Annotated in this window: 14 protein-coding genes; 9 read left to right on the top strand and 5 right to left on the bottom strand. The window is 74.9% G+C overall.

The window, feature by feature from the left end; genetic code table 11:
• Nucleotides 1-80: 80 nt before the first annotated feature.
• The 5 genes from GA0074696_RS16865 to iolC all read right to left on the bottom strand — a co-directional run bounded on the left by GA0074696_RS16865 (nucleotide 81) and on the right by iolC (nucleotide 6,150).
• The gene (locus tag GA0074696_RS16865; RefSeq protein ID WP_231925040.1) at nucleotides 81-1,370 is read right to left on the bottom strand and encodes an FUSC family protein; all 1,290 of its coding nucleotides are present in this window, start codon (nucleotides 1,368-1,370) and stop codon (nucleotides 81-83) included.
• Between the two features lie 157 nt (nucleotides 1,371-1,527).
• Nucleotides 1,528-3,384 (bottom strand): 3D-(3,5/4)-trihydroxycyclohexane-1,2-dione acylhydrolase (decyclizing), encoded by a 1,857-nt coding sequence (gene iolD, locus GA0074696_RS16860; protein WP_088961983.1) that lies wholly within the window; start codon nucleotides 3,382-3,384, stop codon nucleotides 1,528-1,530.
• On the bottom strand, nucleotides 3,384-4,286 hold the full coding sequence (gene iolB / locus GA0074696_RS16855) for a 5-deoxy-glucuronate isomerase (RefSeq protein WP_088961982.1): 903 nt from the start codon (nucleotides 4,284-4,286) through the stop codon (nucleotides 3,384-3,386). Before iolB ends, iolD begins: the two co-directional genes overlap by 1 nt.
• On the bottom strand, nucleotides 4,283-5,170 hold the full coding sequence (locus GA0074696_RS16850) for a Cgl0159 family (beta/alpha)8-fold protein (protein ID WP_088961981.1): 888 nt from the start codon (nucleotides 5,168-5,170) through the stop codon (nucleotides 4,283-4,285). Before GA0074696_RS16850 ends, iolB begins: the two co-directional genes overlap by 4 nt.
• Nucleotides 5,167-6,150, bottom strand: coding sequence for a 5-dehydro-2-deoxygluconokinase (iolC, locus tag GA0074696_RS16845; RefSeq protein WP_088961980.1), 984 nt, complete (start codon nucleotides 6,148-6,150; stop codon nucleotides 5,167-5,169). Before iolC ends, GA0074696_RS16850 begins: the two co-directional genes overlap by 4 nt.
• Before the next feature lie 184 nt (nucleotides 6,151-6,334).
• Here iolC and GA0074696_RS16840 point away from each other — a divergent pair, with 184 nt between their 5' ends.
• The 9 genes from GA0074696_RS16840 (at nucleotide 6,335) to GA0074696_RS16800 (ending at nucleotide 17,595) form a co-directional block, all read left to right on the top strand.
• Nucleotides 6,335-7,072 (top strand): GntR family transcriptional regulator, encoded by a 738-nt coding sequence (locus tag GA0074696_RS16840; protein ID WP_088961979.1) that lies wholly within the window; start codon nucleotides 6,335-6,337, stop codon nucleotides 7,070-7,072.
• 150 nt (nucleotides 7,073-7,222) lie between these two features.
• Nucleotides 7,223-8,620: an extracellular solute-binding protein gene (locus GA0074696_RS16835; RefSeq protein ID WP_088961978.1), complete on the top strand. Its 1,398-nt coding sequence runs from the start codon at nucleotides 7,223-7,225 to the stop codon at nucleotides 8,618-8,620.
• Nucleotides 8,595-9,542 (top strand): carbohydrate ABC transporter permease, encoded by a 948-nt coding sequence (locus GA0074696_RS16830; protein ID WP_197700730.1) that lies wholly within the window; start codon nucleotides 8,595-8,597, stop codon nucleotides 9,540-9,542. Before GA0074696_RS16835 ends, GA0074696_RS16830 begins: the two co-directional genes overlap by 26 nt.
• A complete protein-coding gene (locus tag GA0074696_RS16825) occupies nucleotides 9,539-10,411 on the top strand; it encodes a carbohydrate ABC transporter permease (protein WP_197700729.1) in 873 nt (290 codons plus the stop codon). Before GA0074696_RS16830 ends, GA0074696_RS16825 begins: the two co-directional genes overlap by 4 nt.
• Nucleotides 10,411-11,547 carry an ABC transporter ATP-binding protein gene (locus GA0074696_RS16820; RefSeq protein ID WP_088961977.1) on the top strand — a complete coding sequence of 379 codons (1,137 nt, stop codon included), beginning with the start codon at nucleotides 10,411-10,413 and terminating at the stop codon, nucleotides 11,545-11,547. The genes GA0074696_RS16825 and GA0074696_RS16820 overlap by 1 nt, the downstream gene beginning before the upstream one ends.
• A 3-nt stretch (nucleotides 11,548-11,550) precedes the next feature.
• Entirely contained in the window at nucleotides 11,551-12,759 is a 1,209-nt protein-coding gene (locus tag GA0074696_RS16815; protein ID WP_088961976.1) for a CehA/McbA family metallohydrolase, read from the top strand.
• Nucleotides 12,750-13,661, top strand: coding sequence for a sugar phosphate isomerase/epimerase family protein (locus GA0074696_RS16810; protein ID WP_197700728.1), 912 nt, complete (start codon nucleotides 12,750-12,752; stop codon nucleotides 13,659-13,661). The genes GA0074696_RS16815 and GA0074696_RS16810 overlap by 10 nt, the downstream gene beginning before the upstream one ends.
• The gene (locus GA0074696_RS16805) at nucleotides 13,658-14,806 is read left to right on the top strand and encodes a Gfo/Idh/MocA family protein (RefSeq protein ID WP_088961975.1); all 1,149 of its coding nucleotides are present in this window, start codon (nucleotides 13,658-13,660) and stop codon (nucleotides 14,804-14,806) included. Before GA0074696_RS16810 ends, GA0074696_RS16805 begins: the two co-directional genes overlap by 4 nt.
• A complete protein-coding gene (locus GA0074696_RS16800; protein ID WP_088961974.1) occupies nucleotides 14,803-17,595 on the top strand; it encodes a glycoside hydrolase family 38 N-terminal domain-containing protein in 2,793 nt (930 codons plus the stop codon). The genes GA0074696_RS16805 and GA0074696_RS16800 overlap by 4 nt, the downstream gene beginning before the upstream one ends.
• Nucleotides 17,596-17,637: the final 42 nt, after the last annotated feature.

The raw sequence follows: 17,637 nt of genomic DNA, 5'->3' as shown, positions 1-17,637 counted from the left end.
CCCGGTGACCGGCGCGACCCCGGGTGCCGCCCCACGCGGCACCCGGGGTTCGCCCCGCGGCCCAGGTGCCGCGCAGCGCTTCAGCGCGCGGGCGGGTGCGACGCGACTGCCCGGCCCTCGGGTCGGGCCTGCTTGGCCAGCCGCGCCCGCCGCCGGGTGCCGGTGATCCTGGTACGCCGCGGCCGGCGCAGCTCCCGGCGCAGCGGCGGACGGACCTCGGCCGCCCCGGCCAGCGCCGCCTGGCGCACCATCCGGTTGGCGTCGTCCGGATGGCACCCCGTCCCCCGCAGCAGGTCGCTGCCGGCGGTACGAAGATCGGTGACCAGGGCGTCCCCGTACGACCGCACCCCCTCCGCCCAGGCTCGGCCGGCGAGGTGGGCGCTTTCCCGGACCAGCTGCCGGGTCCGCTCGGGCTCCTGATCGGCCCGGCTCGCCCGGCGCAGCTCCGCGATGCCGTCACCCAGCCGACGAACCGCCCGGGGCAGGTGCGCCGGGACGGGTTCGCCGTACTGGAGGGCGGTCGCGCTCCAGCGGGCCAACGCCCGGCTCATCAGGATCAGGCGCTCCAGGTGTTCCGCGGTGCGGGCGTAACGGTGGAACCGCGCCCGGCGGTGCCAGCGGGCCGGCGCCAGCGTCACCACCTCCTCCGCCCCGCTGAGCGACTCGTTCAGCCGCCCGATGTCCGCGTCCAGCCCCCGCAGCCGGTCCAGCGCCCGGATGGCGGCGTCGGCGTCGCGGCGGGACAGGGCGTCCGCCACCGCGTGCAGCTGTTCGGTGACGGCGGCGAAGAGCGGCGCGGCCGCCCGGTCCAGCACCCGCAGCGGATTGATCGGCAGCAGCAGCGCCACCACCAGCAGGCCGACCGCGCCGCCGACCAGCGCGTCGAAGATGCGGGGCAGCTCGAGGCCCCGTTGCATCGGGGCGAGCGTCGCGATCAGGACGGCCGTACCGCCCGCCTGCCCGACCAGCGCCCCGCCCCGGCCGGCCACCAGCAACGCGCTGGCGATCGCCAGCGCGACCACCGCCCCGGTCTGCCAGGGCCCGGAGCCGAGCAGGAACCGCAGCCCGTCACCGATCATGATGCCGATGCCGACCCCGGCCAGCAGTTCGAAGGTACGGCGGGCCCGCTGCCCGATGGCGGTGGCGATGGTGCCGACCGCCGCGGCCGGGGCGAAGACGTGCGCACCCGGGCCGAGCAGGTGCTGGGCGATCAGGGCGGCGAGCGCCGCGGCCAGTCCGGCCTGCACCGCGATCACGACGGTCACCTCGAGCTGGCGCAGCCGTACCCGGCCGCCCGCGCCGCCGCGCCGGCGGGCCTCGGCCGCCGACCGGACGGTCCGCTCGGCGACCGCGTCGAGCGCTGAGCGCACGGGACCGTCGCCCGGACGACGATGGGCCATGGCGGCGCTTACCCGGCAGGCACCCGTCCAACCTCCCACCACCGCAGGCACCCGTGACGAGGGCGCGGGGCGTCCCGATCGGGCCGGTGTGGGCGGTGTCGCCGCTCGGGGGCGGGCCGGACCCCGTTCAGGCCGTGGCTTCACCGCTCAGGCGGGTACGGCGGGCCTTGGACCCGGCCTCGTACGCTTCCCTGGCGGCCCGCGTCCGCGCGGTGGTGGAGACGGCGGCGACCGGCACGTCCCACCAGGCGCCGCCGTCCGGGCCGGCTTCGAACGGGTCGGTCTCGACGTGGACGACCGTGGTGCGCTCCGCCGCCCGGGCGGTGGCCAGCGCGGCCCGCAGCTGCGCCGTGGTGGTCACCCGGATCAGGTCCGCGCCGAGGCTCGCCGCGTTCGCGCCCAGGTCGACCGGGAGCCGGCCGCCGGCCCGGTCGCGGTAGGCGGTGCCGAGCCGCTGCGCGCCGACGCTCTCCGAGAGTCGGCCGATCGAGGCGAACCCCTGGTTGTCCACCAGCACGACGACCAGCTTGACCCCTTCCGCCACCGCGGTGGCGAGCTCGCTGGGCAGCATGAGATAGGAGCCGTCACCGACCAGCACGAAGACCTCGCGGTCCGGCGCGGCCAGCCGGACGCCGATCCCGCCGGGGATCTCGTAGCCCATGCAGGAGTAGCCGTACTCGACGTGGTAGCTCTTCGGGTCGGCGCTGCGCCACAGCCGGTGCAGGTCGCCGGGCATGGACCCGGCGGCGCAGACCACCACGTCGCGCGGCCCGGCGGCGTCGTTGACCGCGCCGATCACGGCGGTCTGGGTGGGCGGCGCCTCGGGGTCGGCGTGCCGGGCCCGGTCCGCCACGGCCACCCACCGCTCGCTCAGCTCCGCCACGGACGCCCGGTACGCCGGCTCGGTGCCCCAGCCCGCGCACGCCGCGTCCAGCGCCGCCAGGCACTCCCGGGCGTCCCCGACGACCTGCACCCCGGAGAGCTTCGCGGCGTCGAAGCCGGTGACGTTGACGTTGACGAACCGGGCGTCCTCGCCGAAGAGGGTGCCGGAGGCGGTGGTGAAGTCGCTGTAGCGGGTGCCCACCCCGATCACCATGTCCGCGCCCGCCGCGATCTCGTTGGCGGCGGTCGTGCCGGTGACCCCGACCGCGCCGAGCGCGAGCGGGTGACCGTACGGCAGGGCACCGGTGCCGGCCTGCGTCTCGGCGACCGGCACCCCGTGCTCCTCGGCGAATCGGCGCAGCGCCGCGCACGCCCCGCTGTAGATCACCCCGCCGCCGGCCACCACCAGCGGCCGCCGCGCCGCGGTGACGGCCCCGGCGGCCCGGGCGACCGCGGCGGAGTCCGGGCGGGGACGCGGCACGTGCCAGACCCGTTCGGCGAACAGCTCCGCCGGCCAGTCGTACGCCTCCGCCTGCACGTCCTGGGGCAGCGCGAGGGTGACCGCGCCGGTCTCCACCGGATCGGTCAGCACCCGCATCGCGGCCAGCAGCGCCGCCGGCAACTGCTCCGGCCGGTTGATCCGGTCCCAGTAGCGGGAGACCGGCCGCAGCGCGTCGGTGACGCTGACCTCGTAGGACCGGGGGTCCTCCAGCTCCTGGAGCACCGGGTTGGCCACCCGGGTGGCGAAGATGTCGCCGGGCAGCAGCAGCACCGGCAGCCGGTTGACGGTGGCCCCGGCGGCGCCGGTGACCAGGTTCGTCGCGCCCGGGCCGATCGAGGTGGTGCAGGCCAGGGTGCTGAGCCGGTCGGTCATCCGGGCGTACGCGGCGGCGGTGTGCACCATGCCCTGCTCGGTGCGGCACAGGTGGTACGGCAGCTCCGCGCCCGCCGGCCCGGCCAGCGCCTCTCCGATCCCGGCGACGTTGCCGTGGCCGAAGATGCCGAAGCAGGCCGGGATCAGCCGCCGCCGCACGCCGTCGCGTTCGGACCACTGCCGGGCCAGGAACGTCACCAGCGCCTGCGCCACCGTCAGTCTGGGCATCACGCCTCCCGCGTCGTCGGGCCGGTCAGCGGCAGCCGCGGGTCGACCGGCTGGTCCGTCCAGCTGCCGCGGACCCAGTGGTGCCGGGGGTCGTCCACACAGGCCATGCTCCGGGTCGGGCCGGGCCCGGCCAGCACGTTGAGGTAGTAGAGGTGGTAGCCGGGGGCGGCCATCGAGGGCCCGTGGTAGCCGTACGGGACGAGCACCACGTCCCCGCCGCGCACCTCGGCCAGCACCTCGATCGGCCGCCGGGCGGTGCCGTAGACGCGCTGGTAGCCGACCGGGCCCCCGGGGTCGCCGGGCACGCCGCCGGCCACCTCGAAGTAGTAGATCTCCTCCAACTCCGCCTCGACCCGGCCGTCGTCGTGGGTCCGCTCCTCCTCGTGCTTGTGCGGCGGGTAGGACGACCAGTTGCCGCCGGGGGTGAGCACCTCCACGGCGACCAGTCGGTCGCAGTCGAAGGCCTCCGGGGAGCAGAAGTTGTTGATCTGGCGGCTGGCCGGGCCCGCGCCGCGCAGCTCGACCGGCACGTCCCGGGCCGCGCCGTAGCGGGGCGACAACCGGCGGGTGGCGCGCGCCGACGGCAGGGCGAACCGGCCCTCGCCCCGCACCGTCACCGTGGCGTCCCGCGGCAGGTACGCGAAGTCGGTGACCGCCGCGAACACCGAGGCGCGGCCCGCCAGGGCGAGGCTCAGCCCGTCGCAGTGCACCGTCGCGGCGCCGGCCAGCGGCAGGACCAGCATCTCCTCGTCGCCGGTGTCGAAGGTGACCGCGCCACCGGGGGGCAGGGTGAGCACCCGCAGACCGGCGTAGCGCCAGCCGGCCCGCTCGGGGGTGACCTCCAGCGCCCACGGCGCCCGGGCGCTCGTGCCCCAGGGCAGGTGCGCCTCGACGGCGCTCACGCCTGCTGCCCGGTGGGGAGCAGCGATCCGGCCAGGTCCACGGCGGCGGCCACGTCGTCGTCCGGCGGGTAGAGCAGCGCCCGGCCGACCACCAGGCCGCGCACCCCGGGCAGCCGCAACGCCCGCGCCCACCGCGCGTACACGACGTCCGGCGCCTCCACCGGGTCGCCGCCGAGCAGCAGGACCGGCAGGGTGGTCGCGGCGATCACCCGTTCCATCTCGTCGATCGCCGGCAGTTTCAACCAGGTGTACGCGGAGGTGGCGCCGAGGGCCTGGCCGACGCTGACGCCCTTGATGACCGCCTCGGGGCGCAGGTCGGCGTGCACCCGGCCGTCGGTGCGCGCCACCCAGAGCGGCTCGACGAGGGCCACCGTCCGGTGGGCGGCGAGGGCGGTGACCGCCCGGGCGCAGGCCTGCAGGGTCGGGGCGGTGCCCGGGTCGTCCGGGTCGATGCGGCAGAGCATCTTGCCGCCGTCGTAGCGCATCGCGGCGATGCTGTCGGCGTCGTACGCGGTGAACCGGTCGTCGAGTTCGAAGGTGGCGCCGGAGAGGCCGCCGCGGTTCATCGAGCCGATGGCCAGGCGGTCCTCCAGCGCGCCGAGCAGCAGCAGGTCCTCCAGGACGTCCGGGGTGCCGAGCACGCCGTCGACACCGGGCCGGGACAGCGCCAGGCGCAGCCGGTCGAGCAGGTCCGCGCGCCCGGCCATCGCCATCGGCCGGTCCCGTACGCCGAGGGCGCCGCGGGCAGGGTGGTCGGCGGCGATGATGAACAGCGGCCGGCCGTGATCGGGCCACGGTCGGCGGGTCCGGCGGGCGGCGGCCTCGGCGATCGCCTGTGGCCGGTGGGCGCGGGTGAGGGTCAGCGCGTCGTACTCGGTGCTCACCGGTCTTCTCCTCCCACGGCGGCGGTCGACGACGCCGGTTCCGACTCGACGGCACGGGCCAGCGCCGCGGTCTCGGCGTGCTCGGGCATGGCGGCGGAGCAGGCCAGGCGGGAGGCGACGATGGCGCCGGCGGCGTTGGCGAAGCGCAGCGTCCGCTCCAGCGGCCAGTCGCGCAGCAGGCCCAGACAGAGCGCGCCGCCGAACGCGTCGCCGGCGCCGAGCCCGTTGACCACCGTCACCGGCACCGGCGGCACCCGGACGGTCCCGGTGCGGGTGCGGGCCAGCACCCCGGCCGGTCCGAGCTTCACCACCGCCAGCCGGGGCCCGTGGTCGAGCAGCAGCCCGGCGGCCCGCTCGGGGTCGCGGGTGCCGACGGCGATCTCCACCTCGTCGAGGTTCCCGACGGCCACGGTGACCCGCGGCAGCGCCTCGGCGACCGCGGCGGTGGCCGCCGCCGGGTCGGACCAGAACATCGGCCGGTAGTCCAGGTCGAGCACCGTGTGCGGTCGCCCGTCGCGGGCGACCAGCGCGGCGGCGTGGGCGTCCCGGCTCGGCTGCTGGCACAGGCCGGTGCCGGTGAGCCAGAAGATCCGGGCCGCGGCGATCGCGTCGAGGTCGAGTTCCTCGGGGCGGATCTGCAGGTCGGGGGCGGTGGGGGTGCGGTAGAACCAGAGCGGGAAGTGGTCCGGCGGGAAGATCTCGCAGAACGTCACGGGGGTGGGCAGCCCGTCGACCGGGTGGACCTGGCTGTCGTCGACGCCGAAGTCGCGCAGCGCCCGGTGCACGTAGTCGCCGAACGCGTCGGCGCCGGTGCGGGTGATCACGCCGGCGCGCAGCCCCTGGCGGCTCGCGGCGACGGCCACGTTGGTGGGACTGCCACCGAGGAACTTGCCGAACGTCTCGACCTCGGCCAGCGGCGTGCCGATCTGCAACGGATAGATGTCCACCCCGACCCGGCCGATGGTGAGCACATCGAGCATGCGGCGTCCTTCCCCGGCCGGCGATGCCGTGCCCGCCGGCCCTGCCCCTGATTGGTAACAGCGCCCTACGAGTTCTGTCAATGTGTTGTCATGACATCCGCCCTCTGCGTTCGGTGACCGCTTCGGTACAGTGGCGCCCATCATCGTGCCCCGAGATCCCGCTCGTGCCCAGCGAGGAGGTGCCGTGACCGGACCCGAGATCGCGGTCGACCGGAGCAGCCCGGTCCCGCTCTACTTCCAGGTCGCGGAGCAGTTCGCCGCGGCGATCCAACGCGGCGACCTGGCGCCCGGCGACCGGCTGGACAGCGAGTTGCAGCTCGCCGACCGGCTCGGGTTGTCCCGCCCGACCGTGCGCCAGGCGATTCAGCACCTGGTCGACAAGGGACTGATCGTGCGCCGCCGTGGCGTGGGCACGCAGGTGGTGCGCGGCGAGGTGCGCCGGGCGGTGGAGCTGACCAGCCTCCACGACGACCTGCTGCGCGCCGGCCAGCAGCCGTCCACCTCGGTGCTCGAACTGGCCACCGTGGCCTGCCCGGCCGAGGTCGCCGCCGCGCTCGGCGTACCGGTCGGCAGCGAGGTGCAGCACCTGCGCCGGTTGCGGTTCTCCGACTCCGAGCCCCTCGCGGTGATGGAGAACTGGCTGCCGCCCGACCTGGTGCGGCTCAGCATGGACGCGTTGCAGGCCAAGGGCCTGTACGCGATCCTGCGCGCCGGCGGCATGCGGATCCGCGGCGCCCACCAGCGGATCGGCGCGCGGGCGGCGACCGCCGCCGAGGCGCAGATGCTCGGCGAGCGGCGCGGCGCGCCCCTGCTCACCATGACCCGCACCGCCTACGACGACCGGGGCCGGTACGTGGAACACGGCGCGCACCTCTACCGGGCCAGCCGCTACTCCCTCGAGGTGACCGTCGCCGAGCGGTGACGGTGGATGTTTCGCGCTCATTTCAGTGACAGGTATTTACGTCGTCAGGCTGTCATGACATTGTGGCCGCAAACACCGCCGGCGGCGGACGTGCGGCCGGCGGGCGACCCGCGAGTCTCTTCGAAGTCTCCTTGCGAAGGGAAGCAGCCCATGACATCCAAGCCGAGACGCGCAGCGGGCGTGCTCGCCGCGTTCACCACCCTTGCCCTGGGCCTCACGGCCTGCGGCGACTCGTCCGAGCCGGCCGGCAAGGACGCCAAGAACATCACCCTCACGATCTCCGCCAACTCCATCGTGGGCGGCAAGAACTCCGCCGGCGCGGAGTGGATCGAGAAGTGGGTCATCCCCCGGTTCGTCGAGGCGCAGAAGGCCAAGGGCGTCACCGCCAAGGTGACGTTCGTGCCCAGCGGCGTCGACGACGAGCAGTACAAGACCAAGCTGGCCCTGGACCTGCGCTCCAAGGGCGGCGCCGACGTCATCGCGGTGGACGGCATCTGGGTGGGCGAGTTCGTCCAGGCCGGCTACCTCAAGCCGCTGTCCGAGGTGGCCGGCGACCAGGCCGACTCCTGGGAGGGCTGGTCGCAGATCCCGGAGACCGTGCAGGGCCTCGGCAGCTTCGAGGACAAGCGCTACGGCATCCCGCTCGGCACCGACGGCCGGGTCCTCTACTACAACAAGAAGCTCTTCGTCCAGGCCGGCCTGCCCGCCGACTGGCAACCGAAGAGCTGGCAGGAGATCCTCGACGCCGGCGCCAAGCTCAAGGCGCTGCCCGGGGTGACCCCGATCCAGATCAACGCCGGCACCGCGATGGGCGAGGCGACCTCCATGCAGGGCGCGCTGCCGCTGCTGGTCGGCGCCGGCGGCGAGATCTACAAGGACGGCAAGTGGGCCGGGGCCAGCCAGCCGGTCAAGGACATGCTCGACTTCTACACGAAGATCTACGGCGGCGGCCTGGGCGATCCCAAGCTGCAACAGGAGGCGAAGGGACGCGACAAGTCCTTCGCGGAGTTCGCCGCCGGCAAGATCGGCATCCTGGCCGAGGGCGACTACTTCTGGCGCAGCGTCATCAACCCGAGCACCGGAATCGCCAAGATGGCCGACCGGGACACCGCCGTCGGGTACGCGATGATCCCCGCCAAGCAGCCCGGCGCGGGCATCCGCGGGCAGGACTTCGTCAGCATGTCCGGCGGCGGCGTACGGGTGCTGAACCCGAACTCCAAGTTCCCGTCCCAGGCCTGGGAGCTGCTGTCGTTCATGCACTCGGCGGAGGCGGTCAAGGCCGAACTGGCCGGCGAGGCACGGATCACCGCGCGGATGGACGTCAACAAGGAGGTCCTCGCGGGCGACCCGATGCTGAGCTTCGTCACCGAGAAGGTGCTGCCGGTGACCGCGTACCGGCCGCCGCTGGCGGTGTACCCGCAGGTGTCGGTGGCGCTGCAGGAGGCGACGGCCGCCGCCGCGTCGGGCCGGAGCGCCGACGAGGCCGCCGGGGCGTACCAGAAGAAGCTCGAAGGGATCGTCGGTGGCGCAGGTAACGTCACCTCCTGACCAGGTGGTGGAGGGGAGGCGCCCGGAGACGGGCGCCTCCCCGGCCCCCGATGCCGCCGGCCTGGGCCCGGCCCGGGCCACCGGGTTCCTCGTGCCCAGCATGGTGCTGATCCTGCTCTTCCTCGTGGTGCCGGCCGCCTGGACGATCTACCTGGGCGTCACCAACTACCGGCTGACCGGCCTGGCCGCCGCCAACCCGGAGATCGTCGGCCTGGACAACTACACCCAGGCCCTGGGCGACGAACGGTTCCGCTCCTCGCTGGTGCTGACCCTGCAGTTCGTGCTCGGCTCGGCGGTCATCGGCCAGGCCGGGCTCGGCTTCGCCATCGCCTTCGCGCTGCGCGACCGGCGCGGCCCGCTGCGCCGGGTGGTCGAGGCGTTCGTCCTGCTCTCCTGGATCCTGCCCAGCTCGGTGGTGGCCTTCCTCTGGATCGCCCTGCTCGACCGGGACGGTGGCACCCTCAACACGCTGCTCGGCATCCCAGGCACGGCCTGGCTGCTCGACCACCCGATGCTGTCGATCATCGTGTTCAACACCTGGCGCGGCACCGCGTTCTCGATGATGCTCTACGCCGCCGCCCTGGAGAACGTGCCCCGCTCCCACCTGGAGACCGCCCGGCTGGCCGGCGCGTCCACCTGGCAACAACTGCGCGACGTGGTCTTCCCCCGCATCCGCGGGCACGTGCTGACCAATCTGCTGCTGATCAGCCTCTGGACGTTCAACGACTTCGCGCCGTTCCTCATCACCGCCGGCGGCCCCGAGCAGCGCTCGGAGATCCTGCCGGTCTACGTCTACAAGGTGGCGCTCTCCGGCGGTGAACTCGGCTTCGGCGCCGCGATCTCGTTCATCATGCTGCTGATCAACCTGGTCATCGCGCTGGTCTACCTGCGCATGCTGGGCCGGCGGAAGGAGCCGGCGTGAGCAGCGTGACCAGCACGGCGCCGACCACCGACCCGAAGGCCGGCACCAAAGCCGTCCGGCACCTGCTCGGCCGGGTCGCCCGCTACACGTTCCTCTGCGCCGTCCTCGGGTTCTTCGCGCTGCCGCTGCTCTGGCTGGCCACCGCCCCGTTCGACGACACTCCGACGATCACCGCGTCGCTGCCGCGGTTCACCCTGGACAACTTCCGCGCGCTGCTCGACAACCCGTACGCGCTCAGCTCGCTGCTCAACTCCGTCTACCTGGCCGCCGGCACCGCGGCGCTGGTGGTGACGTTCGGGGCGCTGGCCGCGTACGCGCTGAGCCGGGTCCGGGTGCCCGGCCGCGACGCGCTGCTCTACGGGCTGCTGCTGCTCTCGTCGATCGTCACCGGCACGGCCACCATGGTGCCGCTGTTCGAGTTGGCGTTCCGGCTCAACCTGATCGACTCCCGGCTCGGGGTCATCCTGATCCTCACCGGCGGGCTGCTGCCCGCGGCGATCTTCATCCTCAAGGACTTCATGGACGCCACCCCGACGTCCTACGAGGAGTCCGCCCGGGTCTTCGGCGCCAGCCCGTTGCAGATCATGCGGCACATCGTGGTGCCCCTGGTCCGCCCCGGCCTGGCCACCGTCGGGGTGTGGGCGGTCGCCAACGTCTGGGGCAACTTCCTGGTGCCGTTCCTGCTGCTGCGCGGGCCGGAGAAGGCCCCCGCCGCAGTGATCATGTACACCCTCTACACCGAGGGCGGCCAGGCCGACCTGCGGTTGCTCTCCACCTTCTCGCTGCTCTACTCGCTGCCGGTGGCGCTCATGTTCGTCTTCGTCAGCAGCCGGTACGGATTCCGCTTCCACGGAGGGATCAAGCGCTGATGTCCGCCATCGCCATGCGCGAACTGACCAAGGTCTACCCCAACGGGGTACGGGCCCTGGACGCCCTCGACCTGGAGATCGCCGACGGCGAGTTCTTCGCGCTGCTCGGGCCGTCCGGCTGCGGCAAGACCACCCTGCTGCGCACCATCGCCGGGCTGGAGGTCGCCTCCGGCGGCGACGTGCACATCGGCGAGCGCGCCGTGACCAACCTGCCGCCCGGCAAGCGGGACGTGGCGATGGTCTTCCAGGACTACGCGCTCTTCCCGCACATGACGGTGCAGGAGAACATCGCCTACCCGCTGCGGATCAAGAAGATGGACCGTCGCGGCCGCGCGGAGAAGGCGGCGGAGACCGCCGACGAGCTGGGCCTGTCCGCGCTGCTGCAACGCCGCCCGGGGCAGCTCTCCGGCGGGCAGCAGCAGCGGGTCGCGCTGGCCCGGGCGATGGCCTGCCACCCGCAGGTGTTCCTCCTCGACGAACCGCTGTCCAACCTCGACGCCCGGCTGCGGCTGGAAGCGCGCACCTTCCTCAAGCGGCTGCAACGCGAACTGGGCGTGACCACCGTCTTCGTCACCCACGACCAGGCCGAGGCGCTCGCCCTCGCCGACCGGATCGCGGTCATGGAGGGTGGCCGGATCCGGCAGGTCGGCACCCCGACCGAGGTGTTCCGCCGCCCCGCCAACACCTTCGTCGCCGGGTTCATCGGCTCCACCCCGATGAACCTCATCGACGCCGAGGCGCACGACGGCGAACTGGCCGTCGCCGGCACCCGGCTGCCGATGCCGGAGGACGTCCGGGACCGGGTCAGCGCCGGCGAGAAGCTCGTCTACGGGGTACGCCCCGAGTACCTGGACTACTCCGCCGAACCGGTGCCGGGGGCGCTGAGCGGGCAGGTGGTCGTGGTGGAGAACCTGGGCAGCTTCTCGCTGGTCTCCCTCGACGTGGCCGGCGGGGGCGTCGCCGGGGCCGCGGGGACCAGCGTCCAGGTCGTCGTGCCGGAGGGGCGCGAGCCCGAACCCGGCGACACCGGCTGGGTGGTGCCCCGGCCCGGCCGGTCGCTGCTCTACCGGGACGGCGAGCTGGTGAGCGGGGCGGCGGCGGCCGTGCCCGCGGCGCGTACCGGCGCGGAGCGGTGAGCCATGGCGGTGCACCGGGGCAGGTGGACGCTGGCGGACCGCGCCGAGAGCGTGCTGCGGGCCCTGCCGGTCACCGTGCCGCCGGCCACCGCCGCGCTCACCGTACGACTCGACTATCCCCGGCAGGCCGGGGTGCTCGACCTGGGCTGCCTCGGGCCGGCCGGCTTTCGGGGCTGGTCCGGCGGTGCCCGCGACGGCTACACCGTGGCCGCCGAGTGGGCCACCCCCGGCTACCTCCCCGGTGAGCTGGAACCCGGCGAATGGCAGGTGCTGCTCCGGTTGCACCGCATCCCACCGGAGGGCCTGAGCTACGAGGTCACCGCCACCACCAGCACCACCGCGGCGGACGCCCCGACGCCGCCGGCGGCGCCACCGCGCCCGGACCGCCCGCCGCGCCGCGCGCTGCCCGGGGTGGACGGCCGGCGCTGGATCGCCGGGGACCTGCACGCGCACACCGTGCACAGCGACGGCGCGGCCACCATCGACGAGCTGGCCGCCCTCGCCGCCGCCCGGGGGCTGGACTTCCTCGCCGTCACCGACCACAACACGGTCAGCCACCACCCGTGGCTGCCCGCCGCCTCGGCCCGGTACGGCCTCACCCTGCTGCCCGGGCAGGAGGTGACGACCGACCGGGGACACGCCAACGTGTTCGGCCCGGTCGGCTGGGTCGACTTCCGGCAGCCGCCCGACGAGTGGCTGGCCGGCGCGGAGCGGGCCGGCGGGCTGATGTCGGTCAACCACCCCCTCGGCGGTGACTGCGCCTGGCGGCAGCCGCTGACCACGCGTACCCGGCTGGCCGAGGTGTGGCACTCCGGCTGGTGGGACCGCACCTGGGGCGCCCCGCTGGCGTGGGCGCGGGCCTGGCGCCCGGACGTGGTGCCGGTCGGCGGCAGCGACTTCCACCGCCCCGGCGACGACGCGCCGCCCGGCTCCCCCACCACCTGGCTGCTGGTCGACGACGACCGGGAGCCGCAGGCCGCCCTGCTCGACGCGCTGGCCGCCGGTCGTACCGCCGTGTCCGCCGGCCCCGACGCGCCACTGCTGCTCCGCCTCGGCGACGAACTGCTCGCTCTCGACGCGGACGGCATGCTGCTCGGCTACCCCGACGGCAGCCACCGCGTCGTCCACGGCGACCGGTGCCGGCTCCCGGCCGGCCACGGCCTGCACGTCCTGGAATCGCACCGCATGGAGGTGATCGCACTGTGCAGCTGAGCGGACGCACCCGGGTGGCCGGCGCACCGGTCAACCACGGGATCTACCAGCACGACGACACGCTCCTCGACCCGGACGAGCTGCTGGCTGCCCTGTCCCGCGACGGGTACGACGGGGTGGACTCCGGGCCGATCGGCTACCTCGGCACCGGCGAGGCGCTGGCCGGCCGGCTCGCGGCGAACCGCATCGGGCTCGCCGGCGGCTGGGTCGACCTGCGCTACGCCGACCCGGTCGGCTTCAGCGCCGACCTGGTCCAGCTCGACGCGGCGCTCGACGCGTTCACCGCCGTACCGGCCGACGATCCCCGGTTCGCCCCCCGGCCCACGCTGGCCTGCCCCGGCAACCCGGGCCGGATGGCCCGGCCCGGCACCCCGCCCGACCTGACCTCGGTGCTGCCGGCCACCGCCTGGCCGGAGTTCGCCACCCGGGTGCAGCAGGCCGCCGACCGGTGCCGGGACCGGGGTCTTGAACCGGTGTTCCACTACCACCTCGGCACTGACGTGGAGACCGAGGCCGAGGCCGACCGGCTGCTCGAACTCACCGACATCGCGGTCTGCCTGGACACCGGGCACCTGCTGCTGGCCGGCGGCGACCCGGTCGCGGCGGTCCGCCGGTGGGCCGGCCGAATCGGGCAGGTGCACCTCAAGGACGCCGACCTGGCCGTCCACGAGCGGGTCCGGGCGGCCGGCGGTGGCCTCGCCGACGTGGTCGCCGCCGGTGGGTTCTGCGCCCTGGGCACCGGCGACGTCGACTTCGCCGGGGTGCTCGCCGGCCTCGACGCCATCGGCTACACCGGCTGGCTGGTGATCGAACAGGACGCGCCGGCGCACGCCCGGGACCTCGACCGGACGCTGGCCGACCAGCGCGCCAACCGGCGCTGGCTCGAGGAGGCGCTGCGATGACCGAACCGGCCAAGCGGATCCGGATCGCGGTCGCCGGGCTGGGCATCATCGCCCGTACGGTGCACCTGCCGCTGCTGCAACGCCGCAGCGACCTGTTCGAGATCGTCGCGCTCGGCGACCTCTCCCCCACCCGGGTGGCCGAGCTGGGCGGCCGGTACGGCGTCGAGCCGGGACGCCGGTACACCGACGCCGCCGCGATGCTGGCCGACGGCGGGTACGACGCGCTGCTGCTGGCGACCTCCGGCTCGCACGGTGAGCTGGCCGCGTCGGCGCTGCGCGCGGGCCTGCCGGTGCTCTGCGAGAAGCCGCTGGCCTACACCCTGGCGGAAGCGGCCCGGCTGACCGAGCTGAGCGGCGGCGCGCCGGCGCTGATGGTCGGCTACATGAAGCAGTACGACCCGGCGGTGGCCGAGGCCGCCCGGCTGCTCGACGAGTGGGGCGGAGCCGAGCGGGTCCACGCCGTGGAGGTGAGCGTGCTGCACGCCGGCGGCGACCGGCAGCTCGCCTTCGCCAACCTGCCGCCGGCCCCCGCCGACGTGCCGCCCGGCGAGGTGGCCCGGCTGCGCGCCGCCGACGCCGCACTGCTCGACGCCGCGGTCGGCGGCGACCCGGGCGCGCGCACCCTCTACCAGATCCTGATCAACAGCATCTCCCACGACCTGTCCCTGCTGCGGCTCTTCACCGGCGCGCCGGCCACCGTGGAGCACGTCGCGACCTGGCCGCTGGCGCCCGACGGGCCGGCGGAGCCGTCGGTGGAGATCAGTGGGCGGCTGCCGGGCGGGGCCCGCTACGGCATCCACTGGCTCAACCTGCCCGAGTACCCGGCCTACCGGGAGACGGTGACCCTGCACCACGCCCGGGGCTCGCTGGAACTGGTCTTTCCGTCGCCGTACCTGCTCAACGCGCCCACCACGTTGACCCTGGTGGAGGCGCACGGCGGCGGTGAGCGGCGGGCGGCGTTCCGGTCGGTGACCGAGGCGTTCGAGCAGGAGCTGGTCGCCTTCCACGCGATGGTCACCGCGGGCGCGCCGCCGTTGACCGGGATCGCCGAGGGCGCGACCGACGTACGGACCAGCCAACAGGTGGTACGCCGCTTCGGTGAGCTGACCGGGGCGGCGATCGGCGGAGAGGCGGCCAGCTCATGACCCGACCGACCGACATCATCGTCGTGCCGCACACCCACTGGGACCGGGAGTGGTACGAGCCGTTCCAGCGGTTCCGGCTACGGCTGGTGGCGTTGCTGGACGACGTGTTCGACCGGATGGAACGCGACGAGCGGCAGCGGTTCACCCTCGACGGGCAGCTCGCCGCGGTCGACGACTACCTGGAGGTGCGCCCGGAGCGGCGCGAGCAGGTGATCGCCCTGGTCCGCGCCGGACGGCTGGCGGTCGGGCCGTGGCAGATCCTGCTCGACGAGTTCCTCTGCTCCGGGGAGAACATCGTCCGCAACCTGGAGCGTGGGCTGACCCGCAGCGCCGAGCTGGGCGGCGCCATGCCGGTGGGCTACCTGCCCGACATGTTCGGCCACATCGCCCAGATGCCGCAGCTCCTGGCCGGGGCCGGGCTGGCCCACGCCTGCGTGTTCCGGGGCGTACCCGACCGGGTCCGCACCCACGCGTTCGCCTGGCAGGCGCCGGACGGCACCACGGTGCGCACCGAGTACCTGCCCGGCGGGTACGGCAACGCGGCCGGGCTGATGGACGACGCCGCCCTGGTCACCCGCCGGGCCACCGACCTGGCCGACCGGCTCGGCGGCTGGCGGCCCGAGGGTGCGGGCGGACCGACCCTGGCCATGTACGGCACCGACCACGCGGCGCCGGCCCCGGACGCCCCCGACCTGCTCGCCGCCGCCGACGTCGACGGCATCCGGTTCCGGCTCGGCACGCTCGCCGAGTACTTCGCCGCCCAGCCGACCACCGTGGACGGGCTGCCCACCGTACGCGGGGAGCTGCGCTCGCACGCCCGGGCGAACATCCTGCCCGGCGTGATTTCCGTGCGCGCCCACCTGAAGCAGGCGATGGGTCGCGCCGAGCGCCGGGTGGAGCGGTACGCCGAACCGCTCGCCGGGCTCTGGCACGACCCCTCCGTGCAGCGCTTCCTGGACATGGCGTGGACCCGGCTGATCGACGCGAGCTGCCACGACTCGGTGACCGGGTGCGGCTGCGACGAGACCGCCGAGCAGGTGGCCGCCCGGCTGGCCGAGGCCGACCAGCTCGGCCGGGCGGTCTGCGACCTGGTCGGGGCCCGGCTGGCCGCCGCCGTGCCGCGCGACGGGTACCTGGTGTTCAACCCGAGCCCGACCGCCCGGACCGCGCTGGTGCGCCTCGACGTCGAGGCGCCCGACGGCGCGGCGGTGGGGCTGGCCGGCGCGGACGGCACGACGGTGGCCGCGCAGGTCGTCGACCGGGCCCGGACGCTGCTCGCCGAGGACCTGGTGCCGGCCGTCGACCTGCCCGGGGTGCTCACCCGGGTGCACGGCCGGGAGCTCTACGGCCAGGAGGTCACCCGCTGGTCGGTGTCGCCGGCCGACGCCACCCTCACCTTCGAGGTGGCCCGGCACGGCGACCCCGCCTTCGACGTGGAGGACGTCCGCCTGGCGCTGGCCGACGCCGGCCGGCCGGACCACTGGCGGGTCCGCATCGTCGCCGCGCCCCGGCTGACCGTCGCCGCGCTGGTCGACGTGCCCGCGCTCGGCCACGCCGCGGTCCGGCCGGTGCCGCTGCCGGCCGGCGCGGCGCTCAACCCCGACGCGGTAACTCCGCTGCCGGCCGGCGCCGCCCCGGTGCCCGGCCCGGTCACCGTCGCCGGCCGGAGCCTGGACAACGGACTGCTGCGCGTCGACGTCGCCGAGGACGGCACGCTGCGGCTGTCCACCCCGGACGGCGTCACGGTGGACGGGGTGGGCCGGATCGTCGACGGCGGCGACGTGGGCGACAGCTACAACTACGCCCCGCCGGCCGCCGACGAGCTGGTCGACAAACCGCGCGCGGTACGCACGGTGGTGCGGCACGCGGGTCCGCTGGTGGCCGTCGTGGACGTGGTCCGCGAGTACCGCTGGCCGGTGGCGGCCGACGTGGACGCCGGCTCCCGGGCGGTGGACCGGGAGGCCGTCGTGGTCACCACCCGGGTCGAGCTGCGCTCCGGCGAGCGGTTCGCCCGGCTGCGGATCGAGTTCGACAACCGCTGCGACGACCACCGGGTGCGGCTGCACCTGCCGCTGCCGTCCCCGGCCCGCGCGTCGTACGCCGAGGGTCAGTTCGCGGTGGTGGAGCGCGGGCTGACCGCCGAGGGCGGCGGCGGTGAGGTGCCGCTGCCGACGTTCCCGGCGTCCGGGTTCGTGGCCGCCGGCGGGGCGGACGGCGCGCTGGCGGTGCTGCTGACCCAGCCCACCGAGTACGAGCTGACCGACTCCGGGCGCGAACTGGCCGTGACGGTGCTGCGGTCGATCGGGATGCTGTCGCGCAACCGGCACGCGCTGCGTGACGAGCCGGCCGGCCCGCAGCTGCCCACCCCGTCGGCACAGTGCCGGGGCGAGCGGACCGTCGAGCTGGCGGTGCTGCCGTTCCGGGGCGAGTGGCACGGGGCGGGGGTGACCGAGGCGGCCGAGGCGTACCGGCACGAGCCGCTGGCCTTCGCCGGCACGGCGCAGCCGTCCGTCGCCCTGCCGGCCCCGGCCACCGGACTGTCGGTGACCGGTCCGGGGGTGGCGCTCACCAGCGTGCGGGACCGGCAGGGCCGGGTCGAGGTGCGGGTGGTGGCCGAGGCCCCGACCGACACCGGGGCGGTCATCGGGGCCGACCGGGGTGTCCGGGGGGCGTGGCGGGCCGACCTGCTCGGCCGGCCGGGCGAGCGGCTGAGCGTCGACGCCGACGGCCTGGTCCGGCTGCCGTTGCGCGCCTGGGAGATCGCCACGGTGCAGCTCGACCTGGCCTGAGCGGCGGCCCCGACCCGGACGGGTGCCCCACCCGGGGCACCC

Source organism: Micromonospora purpureochromogenes, assembly GCF_900091515.1.
In the GTDB taxonomy this organism is placed as follows: domain Bacteria; phylum Actinomycetota; class Actinomycetes; order Mycobacteriales; family Micromonosporaceae; genus Micromonospora; species Micromonospora purpureochromogenes.
Note: the sequence above shows the minus strand (reverse complement) of the source record. Positions and strands in the feature narration are given on the sequence as shown.

Excerpts from the sequence above, each read along its gene's own strand:
- GA0074696_RS16835 (WP_088961978.1), top strand. The coding sequence starts at position 7,223 with ATGACATCCAAGCCGAGACGCGCAGCGGGCGTGCTCGCCGCGTTCACC.
- GA0074696_RS16800 (WP_088961974.1), top strand. The coding sequence starts at position 14,803 with ATGACCCGACCGACCGACATCATCGTCGTGCCGCACACCCACTGGGAC.
- GA0074696_RS16820 (WP_088961977.1), top strand. The coding sequence starts at position 10,411 with ATGTCCGCCATCGCCATGCGCGAACTGACCAAGGTCTACCCCAACGGG.
- iolD (WP_088961983.1), bottom strand. The coding sequence starts at position 3,384 with ATGCCCAGACTGACGGTGGCGCAGGCGCTGGTGACGTTCCTGGCCCGG.
- GA0074696_RS16815 (WP_088961976.1), top strand. The coding sequence starts at position 11,551 with ATGGCGGTGCACCGGGGCAGGTGGACGCTGGCGGACCGCGCCGAGAGC.
- iolC (WP_088961980.1), bottom strand. The coding sequence starts at position 6,150 with ATGCTCGATGTGCTCACCATCGGCCGGGTCGGGGTGGACATCTATCCG.
- GA0074696_RS16805 (WP_088961975.1), top strand. The coding sequence starts at position 13,658 with ATGACCGAACCGGCCAAGCGGATCCGGATCGCGGTCGCCGGGCTGGGC.